Genomic DNA, 15,959 nt, shown 5'->3' on the forward strand with positions numbered 1-15,959 from the left:
TTCATGTAAAAATCACCAACTATTAAGCATAGTATTTTACACATTAGTTCTTCTATACACGTCGAATTGTATTTTTTATCCTCATTTAGGCATTTATCTCTTCTTTTTTCACATCTTTTAAGCCTTTTAGTAAATTTTCAGCAATTGTAAGCCACTTCGATGTTTCTATTTCACGAACATTCATCACAATTTTTAAACGAGAACCTTCCATACCAAGACCAATCATACGCCCAAAACTGCTACCGAGCATAAATAATTTCCCGCCATCAATATTTTGGCTGGCTTTTTCAGAAAATAGCATCGTAACTTCTTGTTTTGTTTGTTTCATTAATTCAATTTTTTCTTGCATTGCTAACACTTTAATATTCGCAATTTGCAGTAAGTATCCGACCTCTTGCGGATAATCACCGAAGCGATCAATCATTTCTTCTTGTAATTCCTCAATATCCTCAATAGTAGAAACACCTCTAAATTGCTTATACATCATAATTTTTTGTTTACTGTCAGAAATATACGCATCTGGTAAGTATGCATCTACCTCTAGGTCAATTTCAACATCAGGCACTTGCTCTTCCATGTTCGTACCTCTACGCTGCTCGATCGCATCTTTTAACATTTGTGAATATAAATCAAAACCAACAGAATCAATAAAGCCATGCTGCTCTGCACCTAATAGATTACCAGCCCCACGGATAGATAAATCACGCATTGCAATTTTAAATCCAGACCCGAGCTCTGTAAATTCCTTAATGGCTTGCAAACGTTTTTCTGCAACTTCAGATAGCACTTTATCACGTTTATAAGTGAAATATGCATAGGCAACGCGATTTGAGCGTCCTACCCGACCACGCAATTGATACAACTGCGATAACCCCATACGATCCGCATCAAATACGATTAATGTATTTACATTGGGAATATCAACGCCGGTTTCAATAATCGTTGTACTTACAAGTACATCATGTTGCCCCTCTAAGAAGGAAAGCATAACAGATTCCAATTCACTTTCATTCATCTTTCCATGCGCAAAGGTTACCCGCGCATCAGGAACAAGCATCGAAATTTCATCTGCTTTCCGCTCAATATCTTCAACGCGATTATATAAAAAGTATATTTGGCCACCTCGTGCAAGCTCACGTTCAATCGCTTCACGCATTAACGCCGGATTATACTCCACAACATACGTTTGCACTGGGAAACGATTTTCTGGCGGTGTTTCAATAACAGATAAATCACGAACACCTAACATAGACATATGAAGTGTCCGTGGAATTGGCGTTGCCGTTAATGTAAGTACATCGATATTGGCTTTTAGTTGCTTAATTTTTTCTTTATGTGTCACGCCAAATCGCTGCTCTTCATCAATAATAAGTAATCCCAAGTCTTTATATATGACATCTTTTGAAAGAAGGCGATGTGTACCGATAACAATATCAACAGTACCATCTTTTAATCCTTTAATTGTTTCATTTTGTTGCTTTCTCGTACGGAAGCGGCTTAATAATCCAATATTAATTGGATAATCTTGAAAACGCTCTCGAATTGTTTCATAATGCTGCTGCGCTAAAATTGTCGTTGGTACTAAAATTGCAACTTGTTTTTCATCCATAATTGCTTTAAAAGCAGCACGAATTGCCACTTCTGTTTTTCCATATCCAACGTCGCCGCAAAGTAGGCGATCCATCGGACGACTGCGCTCCATATCCTTTTTAATCTCTGTAATTGAACGCAGCTGATCTTCTGTTTCTTGATAAGGGAACGATGATTCAAATTCCTGTTGCTCAGAAGTATCCGGAGTAAATGCGTATCCTTTTGAAGCCTCACGCTCTGCATACAATTTAATTAAATCATCTGCAATATCTTGAACAGATTTTTCTACCTTTGTCTTAACTTTCTTCCAGTCATTTCCACCAAGTTTATAAATTTTCGGATCTTTCCCTTCAGATCCTACATACTTCTGCACTTGATCAATTTGCTCAATTGGGACGTATAATTTATCATTTCCTTGATATTTGATATGCAAATAATCTTTATGGACCCCGTTAATTTCCAGAGTTTCAATCCCCAAAAATTTACCAATACCGTGATTTACGTGAACAACATAATCGCCAACTTTTAATTCAGAGTAGCTTTTAATTCTCTCTGCATTCGAAAGTTTTTGCTTACGCTGTGATTTTTTTACCTTTTTATTGAATAATTCTTTTTCGGTAATAATCGCAAGCTTTTGCATCGGCATTTCAAAACCTGCATGTAGATCACCTACCGCAACCTGGACACGCCCCGGAAGCAATACATCTGTCCCTTCAATAATATCTGCTTCAATATCATAATCATTTAAAATATGCTGCAATTTCTTCGTTCGCTCTTCATTTGCGCCTAGTACAACCGTTGTAAAACGACTTTTCGTCCATCTATCAATTTCTGTTTTTAATAAATTCATTTGACCATGAAAATCTTGCATTGTTTTACATGTCAAATTCACAATATTTTGCGGATGTGTATGTGGAATATGACGTAAAAACAAATTTAAGTATAAGAAACTTCTTTTTTTATGGTGTAAAAATTGCGCAAAATCATGAGAAAAAGATAAATCTTGAACAATTGCACCTTCTCCAAGAAGCGATATATACCATTCCGCCTCTTCTGTTTCTAAATGATCTGCAGTTTCTTGAATTCGAGAAACTTCATCTAGAATAACAACACCATTTTCCGGTAAATATTCTATTAGACTAGCAGGCTCATTATAAAATAAAGATAAATATTTAAACATCTGCTCGATAATCTGTCCATTTTTCAGTAATTCCAGCTCATACGTTACAGTGTCTAATATAGTTGTTTTTAATTTCTCATCAGATACTTTTTTTAGTGTATTAGCTAAGCTTGCTTCTAGCTTCTGCACACCAAGTTCGATTTCTTCTTTAGAAAATACAAATTCTGTAGCCGGGCCAAATGATACGCTCTCTATCTTCTCTTGCGAACGCTGCTCTTCTACAGTAAAGGAACGGATAGAATCTACTTCTGTATCAAAAAACTCAATACGAATCGGCAGTTCTTCCGTTAATGGATAAATATCTAATATCCCACCACGAACACTAAATTCTCCAGGTGCTTCTACCATAGATTTACGTTCATATCCCATAGTCGTTAACACATAAAGCAATTCATCAAGATCAATTTCTTGTCCCATTTTTAATTCAATTTGCTGTTTCTTCCACATCTCTTTTGTTGGTAGAAAACGACGCAAACCAGCAACAGGAGCCACAATAATCCCCTTTTCTCCAGCCGCTAAACGATTCAATACTTCAATACGCTGCGCCTTCAGTTCTGGACTTGCAACACCAATTTCTGATGCAATAGATTCATTTACGGGATATAACCAAACATTCTGCTCTCCAATTAATGAAACTAAATCTTCATATACTTTTTGCGCTTGGTATAAATTATGCGTTACGACAAGTTGTGACTGCTGTGTTTTTTTATATAAACTAGCCATTAATAATGAACGAGAAGAGGCTGCCATACCCGAGATAAGCTGTTCTTTTAATCCTCCTTCTAACCCATCTATAATCGATTGTATTTCTTTATTTTCGTAAAACTGCTCTAGTAAACCTATCATCTTTCAAAACTCCTCTCAACATAAAGAGCAAGCTACTATATTTTATGCAAATATTTTGGAAAAAGAAAACAGAAAAATGCTTTGGACAAGCCAAAGCGAAAACATTGCATCCCATCCTCTATAAGCAACAGGCCTTCCATCTCCATATTTTTAAAAAGGAGGATAGAAGTTTACTCATAATCGTTCAACTAACCATCATTGGGAGGAAGAACCACTCACTGATGGAAGTTTCACTCTATTGTAAGAACAATTCATATTCATAGTACTCAGGATAGGATGCGAGCGTTTTTTGACACGATTCACAAATTGTTTTTATATATATATTTCCGTTTTCATCAAAATGAATCATTTCTAATCGCTCTTGCTCTGTTAGTTGACCCAATACAAAGCCATATACTTTTTCTGCCGTAATACTACCTATCTTACATCCACAATGTCTGCAGTGATAATGTCCGTCCATATATTCCTCCTAGCCGTACAATTATTACTATTATGGATATAAGTACAGGAAAATATTCCATTTCCAAAACGTTAATTATTAAAAGTATTCATAACTTGTAAAAATGGAGTTTTCAGCCATTCTTCACATGCATCTGCACTTTTTTCAATTGCTCGCTCTACTTCTGGCATCTCATCTACTGTAAAACGACCTAACACATAATCAACTACCTTCATCCCATTTTTAGGACGGTCGATTCCCATACGAATACGTTGAAATTCCTGCGTTCCTAAATGTGCAATCGTTGATTTTACACCGTTATGCCCACCGGCACTACCTTTCATACGAAGTCGCAATTTGCCAACTGGAATATCTAAATCATCGTACATCACTACAAAATCTTCAACATCAATTTTATAGTAATCCATAAGTGGACGAATACTTTCTCCAGATAAATTCATATATGTAAGGGGCTTTAATAAAATAACTTTCTCTCCATTCACAAAACCCGCACCAAATAACCCTTTAAATTTCTGTTCATTGAGCGGGATATTCCAACGTTTAGACAATTCATCGATAGCCATGAATCCAATGTTATGCCTTGTTAATTCATATTCTCTCCCTGGGTTACCAAGTCCTACTATTAATTTCATTGTAACACCACTTTCTTTTTTCGATACGAAAAGACGTAACCAAAATTGGTTACGTCTCATTCTATCCAATTAATTAAATAGTACACTTACAGATTCTTCTTCGTAAACACGAATAATTGCTTCTCCAATTAATGGAGCAACAGAAAGTTCTTGTACTTTATCAATTTTCTTTTCTTCTGGTAATAAGATAGAGTTTGTTACAACTAACTCTTTAATGTTTGAATTTTGAATACGTTCAATTGCTGGACCAGATAAAACTGGGTGTGTACAGCAAGCATATACTTCAGAAGCACCGTTCTCTACAAGAGCGTTTGCTGCTAATGTAATTGTACCAGCTGTATCAATGATGTCATCAATTAAAATTGCTGTTTTACCTTCGATATTACCTACAATATTCATTACTTCTGCTACGTTTGGACGCGGACGGCGTTTATCGATAATAGCGATTGGTGCTTTTAAACGATCTGCCATTTTTCTCGCGCGTGTTACACCGCCATGGTCAGGAGATACAATTACGATATCCTTAAGACCTTTCTTCTCAAAGTAATCAGAAAGAATAGGTACACCCATTAAATGGTCGATTGGAATATCAAAGAATCCTTGAATTTGTGGAGCATGTAAATCTAGAGTAATTACACGAGTAGCACCCGCTGTTTCAAGTAAGTTCGCAACAAGCTTCGCTGTAATCGGCTCACGAGAACGCGCTTTACGATCTTGACGTGCATAACCATAGTAAGGAATAACAATGTTAATTGTTTTCGCAGATGCACGTTTTAATGCATCAATCATAATAAGCAATTCCATAATATGCTCGTTTACTGGGAAACTTGTAGATTGGATAACAAATACATCGCAACCACGGATACTTTCTTCAATGTTAATTTGAATTTCTCCATCACTAAAACGCGCAACAGAACATTTTCCTAATTCTACTCCAATGTGCTTTGCAATTTGCTCAGCGAGCCCCGTATTAGAGTTTAAAGAAAACACTTTCAAATTAGAATTTAGATATTGATTAGACATCTAGATTAACCCTCCACATTATGAATTTTTCTTGTTCAGCAATTGATCAACATAGTCTTCTTTGTTTGTTTGACGTGTACGTGCAATTGATAATGCTTTTGCTGGTACATCTTCTGTAATTGTAGAACCCGCCGCAACATAAGCACCATCTCCAACTGTTACAGGAGCAACAAGGTTTGAATTACAACCAATAAATACGCCGTCCCCGATCACAGTTTTAAACTTATTCTGGCCATCGTAGTTTACCGTAATAGAACCACAACCAAGGTTTACACCTTCTCCAATTTGTGCATCGCCAATATAGCTTAAGTGAGAAGCTTTACTTCCGTTTCCGAAAACAGTCTTTTTAATTTCTACGAAGTTTCCAACGCGTACTTCATTACCAATAACAGATTGCGGGCGGATATGAGCAAATGGCCCAATTGCAACATCAGTACCAATCTTACTATCATGAACTGTAGACTGGCGAATTGTTGTATTATCTCCCACTTCACTATCACGGATTACTGTATGCGGTCCAACTTCACAATTTGACCCAATAACAGTATAACCTTCAATAATTGTCCCAGGATAAATAACCGTATCATTACCGATTTTTGCATCGACAGAAATATACGTGTTGTTCGGATCAATAATTGTAACACCATTCACCATGTGTTTACGGTTAATACGTTTTTTCATAATGTCTTCCGCTTGCGATAGAGCGACTCTGTCGTTAACTCCTAACGTTTCATCAAAATGCTCTGTTTGATAGGCAGATACAATATGACCTTCATTTTTCAAAATCTCAATTACATCTGGAAGGTAATATTCTCCTTGCACATTTTCATTAGAAACTTTAGAAAGGGAAGCAAATAGCGCTTTATTATCAAAACAATACGTACCTGTATTAATTTCTTTAATAGCTCTCTCTACTTCATTTGCATCTTTATGTTCGACAATTTTTTCAACATGACCATTCTCATTACGAACAATTCGTCCATAACCAGTTGGTTCCTCTATGCAGGCTGTTAGTACTGTTGCCATTGCACCTGCTTCTTCATGCTGCTTTAACAGAGCTTCCATTGTTTCTGCTGTAATAAGAGGCGTATCACCACAAATTACTAATGTTGTTCCTTCTTCGTTCCCCAGTGCATCGGCTGCTTGCATAACGGCATGCGCTGTTCCTAGCTGCTCTGTTTGCAATGCAAATTCACTTGCACTTCCTAATTGATCTTGTACCTTTTCAGCGCCGTGTCCAACAACCGTAACAAGTTTCTGTACTTCTAGCTGAGAGACTTGATCAACTACATGCTGTACCATCGGTTTCCCACATACAGGATGAAGTACTTTGTATAAACTTGACTTCATACGCGTACCTTTTCCTGCAGCAAGAATCACTGCAAATCTTTTTGACATATAGACCCTCCATCGCAACCTATTTATCCATTAAAGATATTATCTTAAATAATTATATATTTCAAGAAACACTGCATAACTATTAAATTTTACCATAACTTTTATGTAATGTTTTAGTATTTAGTATCTTTTTTATGAAATAAGCTATACTATTTCTTTTTAAAGGAAGATTGAGGAAGAAAGTATATAACGTAAAATTTCCATTAATGGGGGATTTTCGCCACCCGCTAATGGTTAAGCCAACCGGAGTCTTATCGCCTGCGAATAGCGGGGTAAACAAAAACAAACTCCTGTAAATACTTACAGGAGTTTGCCAAAATTATAGAGCTCTTATTATAGAGCTCTTCTTATTCGAATTTTACGAAGCTCCAGCTTCTTCAAACTCAACTTCTTCTAACTCGCCTAAACGGTGATACTCAGTTAAAACCGCATCTTGAATTTTAGAACGAGTATTAGAATTAATCGGATGAGCAATATCACGGAATTCTCCATCTGGAGTACGTTTACTTGGCATTGCTACAAATAATCCATTATTGCCATCAATTACACGAATATCATGAACAACAAACTCATGGTCTAGTGTAATAGAAGCAATCGCTCGCATGCGACCCTCTGTGTTTACGCGGCGTAATCTTACGTCAGTCACTTCCATCTTGTGTTCACCACCCTTTTTCTAAATAAGCGATATATTTCTATAAATTCCACAAATTTTCTATTTCTCCTTCAATTTTTTAAAAATTTTTAAGATAAAAATTTTTATTTTAACTGAATATGGAAATAAAACAGACGTTACCGCTTACAAATTCTTATTTCACAAGGGCAATGACTTCAATTTCAACTGATACATCTTTCGGTAATTTTGCTACTTGCACACAAGAGCGTGCCGGTTTATGTACAGAAAAATATGTACTGTATACTTCATTTACTGCATCAAAATCATTCATATCTTTTAAAAATACAGTGGTTTTTACAACTGTTTCAAACGATGCTCCAGCTTCTGTTAATACTGCCTGTAAGTTTCGAAACACTTGCTCTGTTTGTTCCTTTACATCGCCAGTCACAAGTTCACCAGCTACTGTTAAAGGAATTTGTCCTGAACTGTAAAACATATTATTTACAATCATACCTTGTGAATATGGGCCAATCGCTTGCGGTGCTTCATTTGTTTGAACTACTTTCATCCTTTTTCACCCTTTTATATTTTTTTCCCACTTTCGCAAACTACTCCCAACAGGGAAACTGTAGTTTTAGCAGGCGGTAACCTCCCTAAAAATCGAGAGCCTACCGTCTGCTAAAACATATCTATTGAAATGCATCAGGAATACCCAAAACAAAAAAATTAGGTGGGGGCTTATTATCAATAAGAAAAAGCCATCTTCACTTTATAAAAAAAGATAAAGCGGTTGCTTTATCTTTTCCCTACTCTAGCGCATAGCATCTTTTTCAAACCACTCTATTAAGAAGATTATTTATCCTGCTACTTGCCACCCGATTGGTAAAAGTTTTTCGTCAGTGAGGGCTAAAAACCCTCTACTAATAAAAGTTTCACTTTACCTCACTCAGTATCTACAATCATATCAGCAAACGGACTCAAAGAGTAATTTCCTTTTTCCACTTGAATCGCCTTTTCTTTCACATCTACTTCAGACAAGCGAATTAATGAAACAAAGTTATCAACAAGTCTTTCCTCAATATCACTTGATTCCACTAACACACCAATACCCACTACATTTGCATTAAACTCCTCAAGCATGCTTATCATACCTTGCACAGTTCCGCCAGCCTTCATAAAATCATCAATGATTAATACATTTGCGCCTTCCGGAAGACTGCGCTTTGCTAATGTCATTGTTTGTATACGCTTAGAAGAACCTGATACATAATTAATACTTACCGTTGGGCCCTCTGTTACTTTATTATCTTTTCTAGCAATCACAACTGGGACATCTAGGTAATTGGCTACTGCATATGCCAAAGGAATTCCTTTCGTTGCAACCGTCATAACAGCGTCAATTGGCTGTCTTGCAAATACAGAAGCAAAAAGTCTCCCTGCACCATTAATATAACGCGGGTTACTTAAAAGATCCGTCATATATAAATAACCGCCTGGAAGGATGCGATCAGGATTCTCAAATAATTTACAAAGCTCATTAATAATTTGCGTTGCTTCCTCCTGACTTATATATGGGATATATTTCACTCCTCCTGCTGCACCTGGTACCGTTTGTAATGTGCCGACTCCTTGTTGTTCAAACGTTTGTTTAATGATGACTAAGTCTTCACTAATTGAAGATTTAGCAGATTGATACCGTTCAGCAAAAAAAGTGAGAGAAACTAACTGACGAGGATTTTGAAGCAAATAATAAGTCATATCGACCAACCTTGTACTTCGTCTGATTTTCACGCTCTCACCTCAAATTACGAATATTTTAAACAAATCATAACTTATTATACGTCTTTATTCAAGACTTTCTCGCTCTCCTAATAAACGTACTGCATATACTTGATCACAAAATCCTTTTAATCCGTTATAAATACGGTGCATGCGTGAATCGTGACGAACTAAACCAAAAACTGTTGGTCCACTACCACTCATTAGGACTGCATCTGCACCGAAACGTTTCATCTGTGCTTTAATATGTGCAACCTCAGGGTGCATTGAAAATGTTACATCTTCTAATACATTACCAACTGTATGACAAATTCCCTCATAGTCACCATTTTGAATCACTTCCACCATACGATCTACATCTGGGTGTGTTACACGATCTAATCGTAAATTTCCATATACGTCCGCTGTTGATACACCAATATGCGGCTTTGCCAAAATAACCCAGAAAGAAGGCGGCGTCTTAATATGTTCAATTTTCTCTCCACGGCCCGTTGCAATGGCAGTTCCACCATATACACAAAATGATACATCTGATCCAATTTCGGCACCTAATTCTGCAAGTTCATCAATTGTAAGTCCAAGATTCCATAGTTGATTCAAACCTCGTAACGCTGCAGCCGCATCACTGCTTCCACCTGCCAGTCCCGCTGCAACTGGAATTGCTTTTTCAATTGCAATGGATACTCCTCTTTTTACTTGGAATCGTTCCTTTAACAGCTTTGCCGCTTGATAAGCTAAATTTCTTTGGTCATCTGGGACATAACGATTATGAGACACGATTTCAATCCGGTCTTCAGATAAATCTGTTAGTTCTAACCGATCCGCTAAATCAATTGTTGTCATAATCATTTTAACTTCATGATAACCGTCTGGCCTTTTTCCTAGTACATCTAACGACAAATTAATTTTTGCTGGTGCTTTAACTAGTAGCTTCAATCTATTCACCTACTCTATGTACTCAATCTTTTATCGTTTATTTTACCATAAATTTATAGTAGAACGATGACACTTCCCTAATTATAACGAAAAGCATCAAGAATGAAACTACTTATACCACTTTTTCGCGTGCAAAAAGCCGAGGAGCATCTCCTCGGCTACCGTAGCATAGAAGTATCTTACTGTTACTGGTTTTGTTTCATTAATTGCTGCTCTGCAATTTCAATTGCACGCTTGACCATGTTACCAGCATCTTTCGCACGAATTCCGCCCCATCCTTCTTTTTGCACGACATCATAAAATCCAAGCTCTTTTGCAAGCTCTTCTTTAAATTGATTTGACATGACTCCTCTTCGTCTACTCAACGCAAGCCCCCCTTTTATAGCTACGGTACATTTAGTATGTGACACTACCACTTTCTTCAATTCCGGAAAATATATGTAATCAAACAAAGACTATTCTTAAACAGACTGTTCCCCTAACATGATTTCATTATCTTGTGCATCATAAAACGTAAGCTCAACTGTTTCTGTTAATACGTCTGCATAACTATAAGAAACACGCTGAAATGTATCTTCTTGCTGGTCAAGTTGAACTACGAAAACAGAACGATATGTTTCTGCTAACACACCAGATCGTTCGATCGTTTTTCTTCGCCCACTATTCGCTTTTAGCATAAGCCTCTGACCAAGATGATGGTCCAGTGCACTTTTGATTTCATCTAAACGTTTCGACATATCATGCTACACCTCGCTGTAATTGGGATAGAAAGTATAAAATTATAAATCATATATGTATAGTCTGTACGTTCTTATACTTTTTTATCCAAATTTCCAAAAGCAAGCATATGAAAAGCAAGGTAAATGCTTACCTTGCTTATTCATCATAATATTGAAACGGCAATCCTGTTCGTAAAATCCCTTTCGTCTCAATTCCGCCAAGCCCCTTCTCACCAGTTACTGTATTGCGTATAACATCCCATACATTGACTCGTTCCATAAAAGAAGTAAAGCTCACTTTTGCTACAACATATACTGGATCTAATGCATGAATATTAATCCGAGACGGAGAACTGGCAAAATTGGCTCCAGCTCGAATAAGAGCTTCAAAATGCGATTGACACGCCCCAGCAAAAATAACAGGATGATCTAATGAGGGATACTTCTTTCGTACTGTACGTACAGCCTGTACAAAGTGCTTAGAATGACGGTAAGCTGCTAACTCTCCCATTTCTCCTTTTGACTTTGTATAGGCATCATGCCCAGTAATCACTAAGATATCAGGACGAACATGTTCAATTAAATCTAGAACCTTCTCGTGCATCTCTGTTTCTTTACAATGAATACCCTGTACTGGCACACCGATTTTCGCATATAAATCTAAACATTTTCTTAAATATAAAGGGTCCCCATCAAGGTGAAGCACTTTTCCTGGCATTTGAAAGTAATTTACTTCATTTGTATAACCACCTGTTGATTGATATTCATTACGCTGCCTCATTAATACGTAATCCTGTTGAAATAAACGATATGTCTTTTCCATTGTTTCCCGTTCCTGCTTCACTCTTTTCGTATAATCTCGTTGATCAACAAGAACTAAATCTTCTATTGGTGCATCTGCTACGAGCCGAAATTCTTCCCCAAACAAAATTGCTATCGTATCTTTTATTTCTGTTACTCGAAAAAGAAGGTCGCGCTGATAAGACTTCCTCTCCACTAAATCTCCAACGTGTACAGCCATTCTTCTACCTCCAAACTAGTAGGGACATATAACTCACTACGTTCTGTTTTAGCCTATGAACTTATAGAAAAAAGGTGACAAAAAAGGTAGCTCAAAACGAGCTACCTTTTACATTTTATATGAAAATAAAGCGTTGCTTAGCTTTGCAAACTCTTCAATTGATAATGTTTCTCCTCTTCGTTTCGGGTCAATTTCAACTTCCGCTAATATACGCTCAAGCAATACTTTATCCTTTGGAAAACCATTTAAATTATTAGATAAGTTATTCATTAATGTTTTACGTCGCTGCGCAAAGCTAGCTCTCACCACTTCAAAGAAGAATGCTTCATCTTTTACTTCTACAAGCGGCTTTGGACGTCTTAATAAACGAATAACCGCTGAATCTACATTAGGCTGTGGTACAAATACTGTACGCGGAACTGTCATCACTGTTTCAGGTTCTGTATAATATTGAATGGCAATTGATAAAGAACCATAATCTTTTGTTCCTGGGCGAGCCGCTAAGCGATCTGCTACTTCTTTTTGCATCATAACCACAAAACCACGCACTGGTAATTGCTCTTCTAATAGCTTAAATAAAATTGGTGTTGTCACATAGTAAGGTAAATTTGCTACAACCATTACATCTTGACCTTCGGTAAACTGCTCTTGAAATACTCCATTTACATCAGCTTTTAAAATATCCTTATTAATTACTGTCACGTGATTATAAGGAGCTAGTGTCTCTTCCAAAATAGGTAAAAGACGTTGATCAATTTCAAACGCTACAACTTTCTTAGCACGTTTTGCCAATTGTTCTGTTAACGCTCCAATACCAGGCCCAACCTCAATTGCCCCACTCTCAGGTCCAATTTCCGCGTAATCCACAATACGATTTAACACATTTGTATCAATTAAAAAGTTTTGCCCTAAGCTCTTTTTAAATGAAAATCCATACTTCTCAACAATATCTTTCGTGCGATTTGGCGTTGCGATATCTTTCATTTCTTTTCCTCCTGTAATACTTGCTCATACGCTTTTGCAAAATCCTGCTTTGAAATTTGGAACATTTGCAAACGTTTATGTAACTGTTTTGCGTTTGTATAGCCAATCTTTAATAGCTTACCCATTCGTTCTCTGCGACTTTTTGCTTTTTCTCCACCAACGAGTCCGGCTTCTACTAAGTCAATCCAATCAATTTCGCTCGTGTATGCTTCCATCTCTCCGTGTAAACTTTCTAAGGCGCGTCGAATAGATTCATTAGAGGCATGTTCAATTCCAACGCCCTTCTTTCGCTTCGCTAACGCTTCTTCTTTCGGTAAGAAGGCATGTTTACACCCTGGTACTTTCTCAGAAATAATTTTACGAATACGCTCTCCTGGATAATCAGGATCTGTAAAAATAATCACACCTCTTGTTTGCTGCGCCAGTTTCACCTGTTCAATGACATGATCTCCAATTGCCGAACCGTTCGTTTCAATTGTATCTGCATCTACTGCTCGCTTAATGGCAACTGTATCATCCTTACCTTCTACAACAATTATTTCTTTAATCTTCATAGCTTCCTCCACACTCATTTCACATCTCTAATTAGTAAAACAAAAAAACGCCTACTTTTCCATTATTATTTTCCTATTAATACAAATTTAAAAAGCAGAGGAGAAAAAATCCCTCTGCTTACAATCTTATTGTAACACCTTAATTTTCACCTGTTTTCTTCCCCATGAGTCTGCTTGGGATTCCGTTGGCATAAGAACATCTATGCGATTTCCTTTAATCGCTCCGCCCGTATCACCAGCAACTGCATACCCGTATCCTTCTACCCATACCCTTGTTCCAAGAGGAATAACACTCGGATCTACTGCAATTAGTTTCATATTGGGATTTGCCTTATAATTATAACCTCCTGCACTTACACCTTCGCAGCCCCCACAGTACGGAGAATATGCTGTTGCTTGTACATAAAATTCTTTGACAGCTACACCTTCTTCATTACCTGAAGTATGCTCCTCTTCTTGTTTTGTACCAACAGCTACAATACGATTTTTTACTTCTTGCACCACTTCTTCTTTCTGCAAGTTTCTTGAGACTTCATTTCCGTCCTCTTTTACAACTTCAAATATTTTCTTCTTTTTTCCGTCTATTCCTTCTTGAATCACTTTTTCAGTTCCTTTTAAGAGTGAAGAATCCTCTTGTTTTACTTCTGTAAAAGGAATTGGCTCTTCCACTGCATCGCTGACTTTTTCTACTCGAATCACTTTGACCTTCATATTTTTTTGCATCACTTCCTGCAAAGCAGGTTCTGTTTTATCCATTTCACTTAGTGATACTTGCCGTTCTTTCAAAAAGTCAGCGACAGTAGTCGAAGTTGACCATACTTGCTGCTCTTGACCGCCAACATATAATGTAACTGGGAACGCTTTTTGAACGATGACCTTTCGATTATTCTCTAAATTTGTATGTAAACTAGGATACACTTTGTCATGTTCACTAATTTCAATATGTTCTTCTATTAACAAATCCTGTACTGTCTTTGCTGTTGATTGTACTTGTTTCTCTTTTCCATCCACCATAATCATAAATGGCTTCGCTTTTTCTACAACCACCTTCATTTCACCCTTAATTTTTGTAGAAGGTGCTGGATATATATGATCTTTTTCTGTTACTTGAATCTTTTCTTCTTGTAACAACTCGCTTACAGTATTTGCATGCGTATAAATTTCTTGTTTCTTTCCATCTACTTCAACAACTATTTTATCCGTTGTCCCTGCATAAGCTACAGTTCCAACAGACCCCGAAATGATTAATGCACTTGTAATTTTTACCGCTAATTTTTTGCTTGCTTCTAACCTCGATAATAAGTTTCTTGCATTTACAATCACAATAAAGTGCCCTCCCTGTCTAGATCAGAATTATTAACTCTCATTCTCCTACTATTTCTAGTAGTGTTACTTATCTGAAGATAAACATAGGTGAAGGAAAAAACAGAGGAGGAATTCCTCCTCTACTTCTCATTATTGAATGCCGAATAGTTTTTTTGCATTTTCTGTTGTTTTTACTGCTACTTCTTCATAAGATAGTCCTTTTAATTTTGCAATTTCCTCCGCAACAAGCTTTACGTAGCTTGGTTCATTTCGTTTTCCACGAAACGGATGAGGAGTTAAATACGGACAATCTGTTTCGATTAAAAGTTGCTCCATTGGAATTTCCATCGCAACTTCTTTTGGTTTCTTTGCATTTTTAAAAGTTACTGGCCCGCCTAATGAAATAAGGAAATTCATATCAATACACTGTTTTGCTACTTCAACGCTACCGCTAAAACAATGCATAATTCCCCCTACTTCAACTGCGTTTTCCTCTTTTAAAATATCTACGATGTCTTGCGTTGCATCGCGATTATGTATGATGATTGGTAATTTTACCTTTCTCGCTAGCCTAATCTGTTTACGAAATACTTCCTTTTGCACATCTTTTGGAGATTTGTCCCAATGATAATCTAAGCCCATTTCACCAAGTGCAACAACTTTCGGATGGCTTGCTAACTCTTCTAACCATTTTAGATGCTCTTCTGTCATATCAATTGCATCAACAGGGTGCCAACCAACAGCTGCATAAATAAAGTCATATGTTTCTGCTAACTCGATTGCTTTTTTGATTGTCACTTCATCAAAGCCAACTACAACTGTATAAGAAACACCCGCTTCTTGCATTCTTGCAATTACTTCCTGCAAATCCTCTTCAAATTGTTCTGCATTTAAATGTGAATGTGTATCAAACAACATA

16 protein-coding genes are annotated in these 15,959 nt (G+C 36.9%); all 16 read right to left on the bottom strand.

Going from position 1 to position 15,959, the window contains the following annotated elements; all coding sequences use genetic code 11:
• Positions 1–85: 85 nt before the first annotated feature.
• The 16 genes from mfd to AB1279_RS23950 all read right to left on the bottom strand — a co-directional run bounded on the left by mfd (position 86) and on the right by AB1279_RS23950 (position 15,958).
• Positions 86–3,616, bottom strand: a complete 3,531-nt coding sequence (gene mfd, locus AB1279_RS23875) for a transcription-repair coupling factor (RefSeq protein WP_429761232.1) — start codon at positions 3,614–3,616, stop codon at positions 86–88.
• Between the two features lie 235 nt (positions 3,617–3,851).
• Positions 3,852–4,076: an anti-sigma-F factor Fin family protein gene (locus tag AB1279_RS23880; RefSeq protein ID WP_154713001.1), complete on the bottom strand. Its 225-nt coding sequence runs from the start codon at positions 4,074–4,076 to the stop codon at positions 3,852–3,854.
• 71 nt (positions 4,077–4,147) lie between these two features.
• Complete coding sequence (gene pth / locus AB1279_RS23885) at positions 4,148–4,708, bottom strand: aminoacyl-tRNA hydrolase (RefSeq protein WP_429761233.1); 561 nt, start codon at positions 4,706–4,708, stop codon at positions 4,148–4,150.
• Positions 4,709–4,777: 69 nt separating this feature from the next.
• The gene (locus AB1279_RS23890) at positions 4,778–5,731 is read right to left on the bottom strand and encodes a ribose-phosphate diphosphokinase (protein ID WP_429752862.1); all 954 of its coding nucleotides are present in this window, start codon (positions 5,729–5,731) and stop codon (positions 4,778–4,780) included.
• 18 nt (positions 5,732–5,749) lie between these two features.
• Complete coding sequence (glmU, locus tag AB1279_RS23895; RefSeq protein WP_429761235.1) at positions 5,750–7,129, bottom strand: bifunctional UDP-N-acetylglucosamine diphosphorylase/glucosamine-1-phosphate N-acetyltransferase GlmU; 1,380 nt, start codon at positions 7,127–7,129, stop codon at positions 5,750–5,752.
• Between the two features lie 358 nt (positions 7,130–7,487).
• Entirely contained in the window at positions 7,488–7,781 is a 294-nt protein-coding gene (spoVG, locus tag AB1279_RS23900) for a septation regulator SpoVG (protein WP_000454042.1), read from the bottom strand.
• A gap of 154 nt (positions 7,782–7,935) precedes the next feature.
• Positions 7,936–8,310, bottom strand: coding sequence for a RidA family protein (locus tag AB1279_RS23905; protein ID WP_429761236.1), 375 nt, complete (start codon positions 8,308–8,310; stop codon positions 7,936–7,938).
• A gap of 374 nt (positions 8,311–8,684) precedes the next feature.
• Positions 8,685–9,533, bottom strand: a complete 849-nt coding sequence (gene purR, locus AB1279_RS23910; protein WP_429752864.1) for a pur operon repressor — start codon at positions 9,531–9,533, stop codon at positions 8,685–8,687.
• Between the two features lie 54 nt (positions 9,534–9,587).
• Positions 9,588–10,457, bottom strand: coding sequence for a 4-(cytidine 5'-diphospho)-2-C-methyl-D-erythritol kinase (gene ispE / locus AB1279_RS23915; protein ID WP_429752865.1), 870 nt, complete (start codon positions 10,455–10,457; stop codon positions 9,588–9,590).
• A gap of 185 nt (positions 10,458–10,642) precedes the next feature.
• Positions 10,643–10,822, bottom strand: coding sequence for an acid-soluble spore protein SspF (gene sspF / locus AB1279_RS23920; protein WP_001985066.1), 180 nt, complete (start codon positions 10,820–10,822; stop codon positions 10,643–10,645).
• Between the two features lie 96 nt (positions 10,823–10,918).
• Positions 10,919–11,194, bottom strand: coding sequence for a biofilm formation stimulator Veg (gene veg, locus AB1279_RS23925; RefSeq protein WP_035433605.1), 276 nt, complete (start codon positions 11,192–11,194; stop codon positions 10,919–10,921).
• A gap of 139 nt (positions 11,195–11,333) precedes the next feature.
• Positions 11,334–12,197 (bottom strand): sporulation peptidase YabG, encoded by an 864-nt coding sequence (gene yabG / locus AB1279_RS23930; RefSeq protein ID WP_336484603.1) that lies wholly within the window; start codon positions 12,195–12,197, stop codon positions 11,334–11,336.
• 108 nt (positions 12,198–12,305) lie between these two features.
• Entirely contained in the window at positions 12,306–13,181 is an 876-nt protein-coding gene (rsmA, locus tag AB1279_RS23935) for a 16S rRNA (adenine(1518)-N(6)/adenine(1519)-N(6))-dimethyltransferase RsmA (protein ID WP_429752867.1), read from the bottom strand.
• Positions 13,178–13,735 carry a ribonuclease M5 gene (rnmV, locus tag AB1279_RS23940; RefSeq protein WP_429761237.1) on the bottom strand — a complete coding sequence of 186 codons (558 nt, stop codon included), beginning with the start codon at positions 13,733–13,735 and terminating at the stop codon, positions 13,178–13,180. Before rnmV ends, rsmA begins: the two co-directional genes overlap by 4 nt.
• 126 nt (positions 13,736–13,861) lie before the next feature.
• Positions 13,862–15,058, bottom strand: a complete 1,197-nt coding sequence (locus tag AB1279_RS23945) for a ubiquitin-like domain-containing protein (RefSeq protein ID WP_429761239.1) — start codon at positions 15,056–15,058, stop codon at positions 13,862–13,864.
• A 132-nt stretch (positions 15,059–15,190) separates the two neighbouring features.
• Positions 15,191–15,958, bottom strand: coding sequence for a TatD family hydrolase (locus AB1279_RS23950; protein WP_429752869.1), 768 nt, complete (start codon positions 15,956–15,958; stop codon positions 15,191–15,193).
• Position 15,959 lies beyond the last annotated feature (1 nt).

The organism is Bacillus sp. S14(2024) (assembly GCF_050473785.1).
GTDB lineage: Bacteria > Bacillota > Bacilli > Bacillales > Bacillaceae_G > Bacillus_A > Bacillus_A yunxiaonensis.

Coding starts and splice junctions, on each gene's coding strand:
- AB1279_RS23890 (WP_429752862.1), bottom strand. CDS start 5,731: ATGTCTAATCAATATCTAAATTCTAATTTGAAAGTGTTTTCTTTAAAC.
- AB1279_RS23950 (WP_429752869.1), bottom strand. CDS start 15,958: ATGTTGTTTGATACACATTCACATTTAAATGCAGAACAATTTGAAGAG.
- glmU (WP_429761235.1), bottom strand. CDS start 7,129: ATGTCAAAAAGATTTGCAGTGATTCTTGCTGCAGGAAAAGGTACGCGT.
- AB1279_RS23905 (WP_429761236.1), bottom strand. CDS start 8,310: ATGAAAGTAGTTCAAACAAATGAAGCACCGCAAGCGATTGGCCCATAT.
- rsmA (WP_429752867.1), bottom strand. CDS start 13,181: ATGAAAGATATCGCAACGCCAAATCGCACGAAAGATATTGTTGAGAAG.
- spoVG (WP_000454042.1), bottom strand. CDS start 7,781: ATGGAAGTGACTGACGTAAGATTACGCCGCGTAAACACAGAGGGTCGC.
- yabG (WP_336484603.1), bottom strand. CDS start 12,197: ATGGCTGTACACGTTGGAGATTTAGTGGAGAGGAAGTCTTATCAGCGC.
- pth (WP_429761233.1), bottom strand. CDS start 4,708: ATGAAATTAATAGTAGGACTTGGTAACCCAGGGAGAGAATATGAATTA.
- veg (WP_035433605.1), bottom strand. CDS start 11,194: ATGTCGAAACGTTTAGATGAAATCAAAAGTGCACTGGACCATCATCTT.
- rnmV (WP_429761237.1), bottom strand. CDS start 13,735: ATGAAGATTAAAGAAATAATTGTTGTAGAAGGTAAGGATGATACAGTT.
- mfd (WP_429761232.1), bottom strand. CDS start 3,616: ATGATAGGTTTACTAGAGCAGTTTTACGAAAATAAAGAAATACAATCG.
- AB1279_RS23880 (WP_154713001.1), bottom strand. CDS start 4,076: ATGGACGGACATTATCACTGCAGACATTGTGGATGTAAGATAGGTAGT.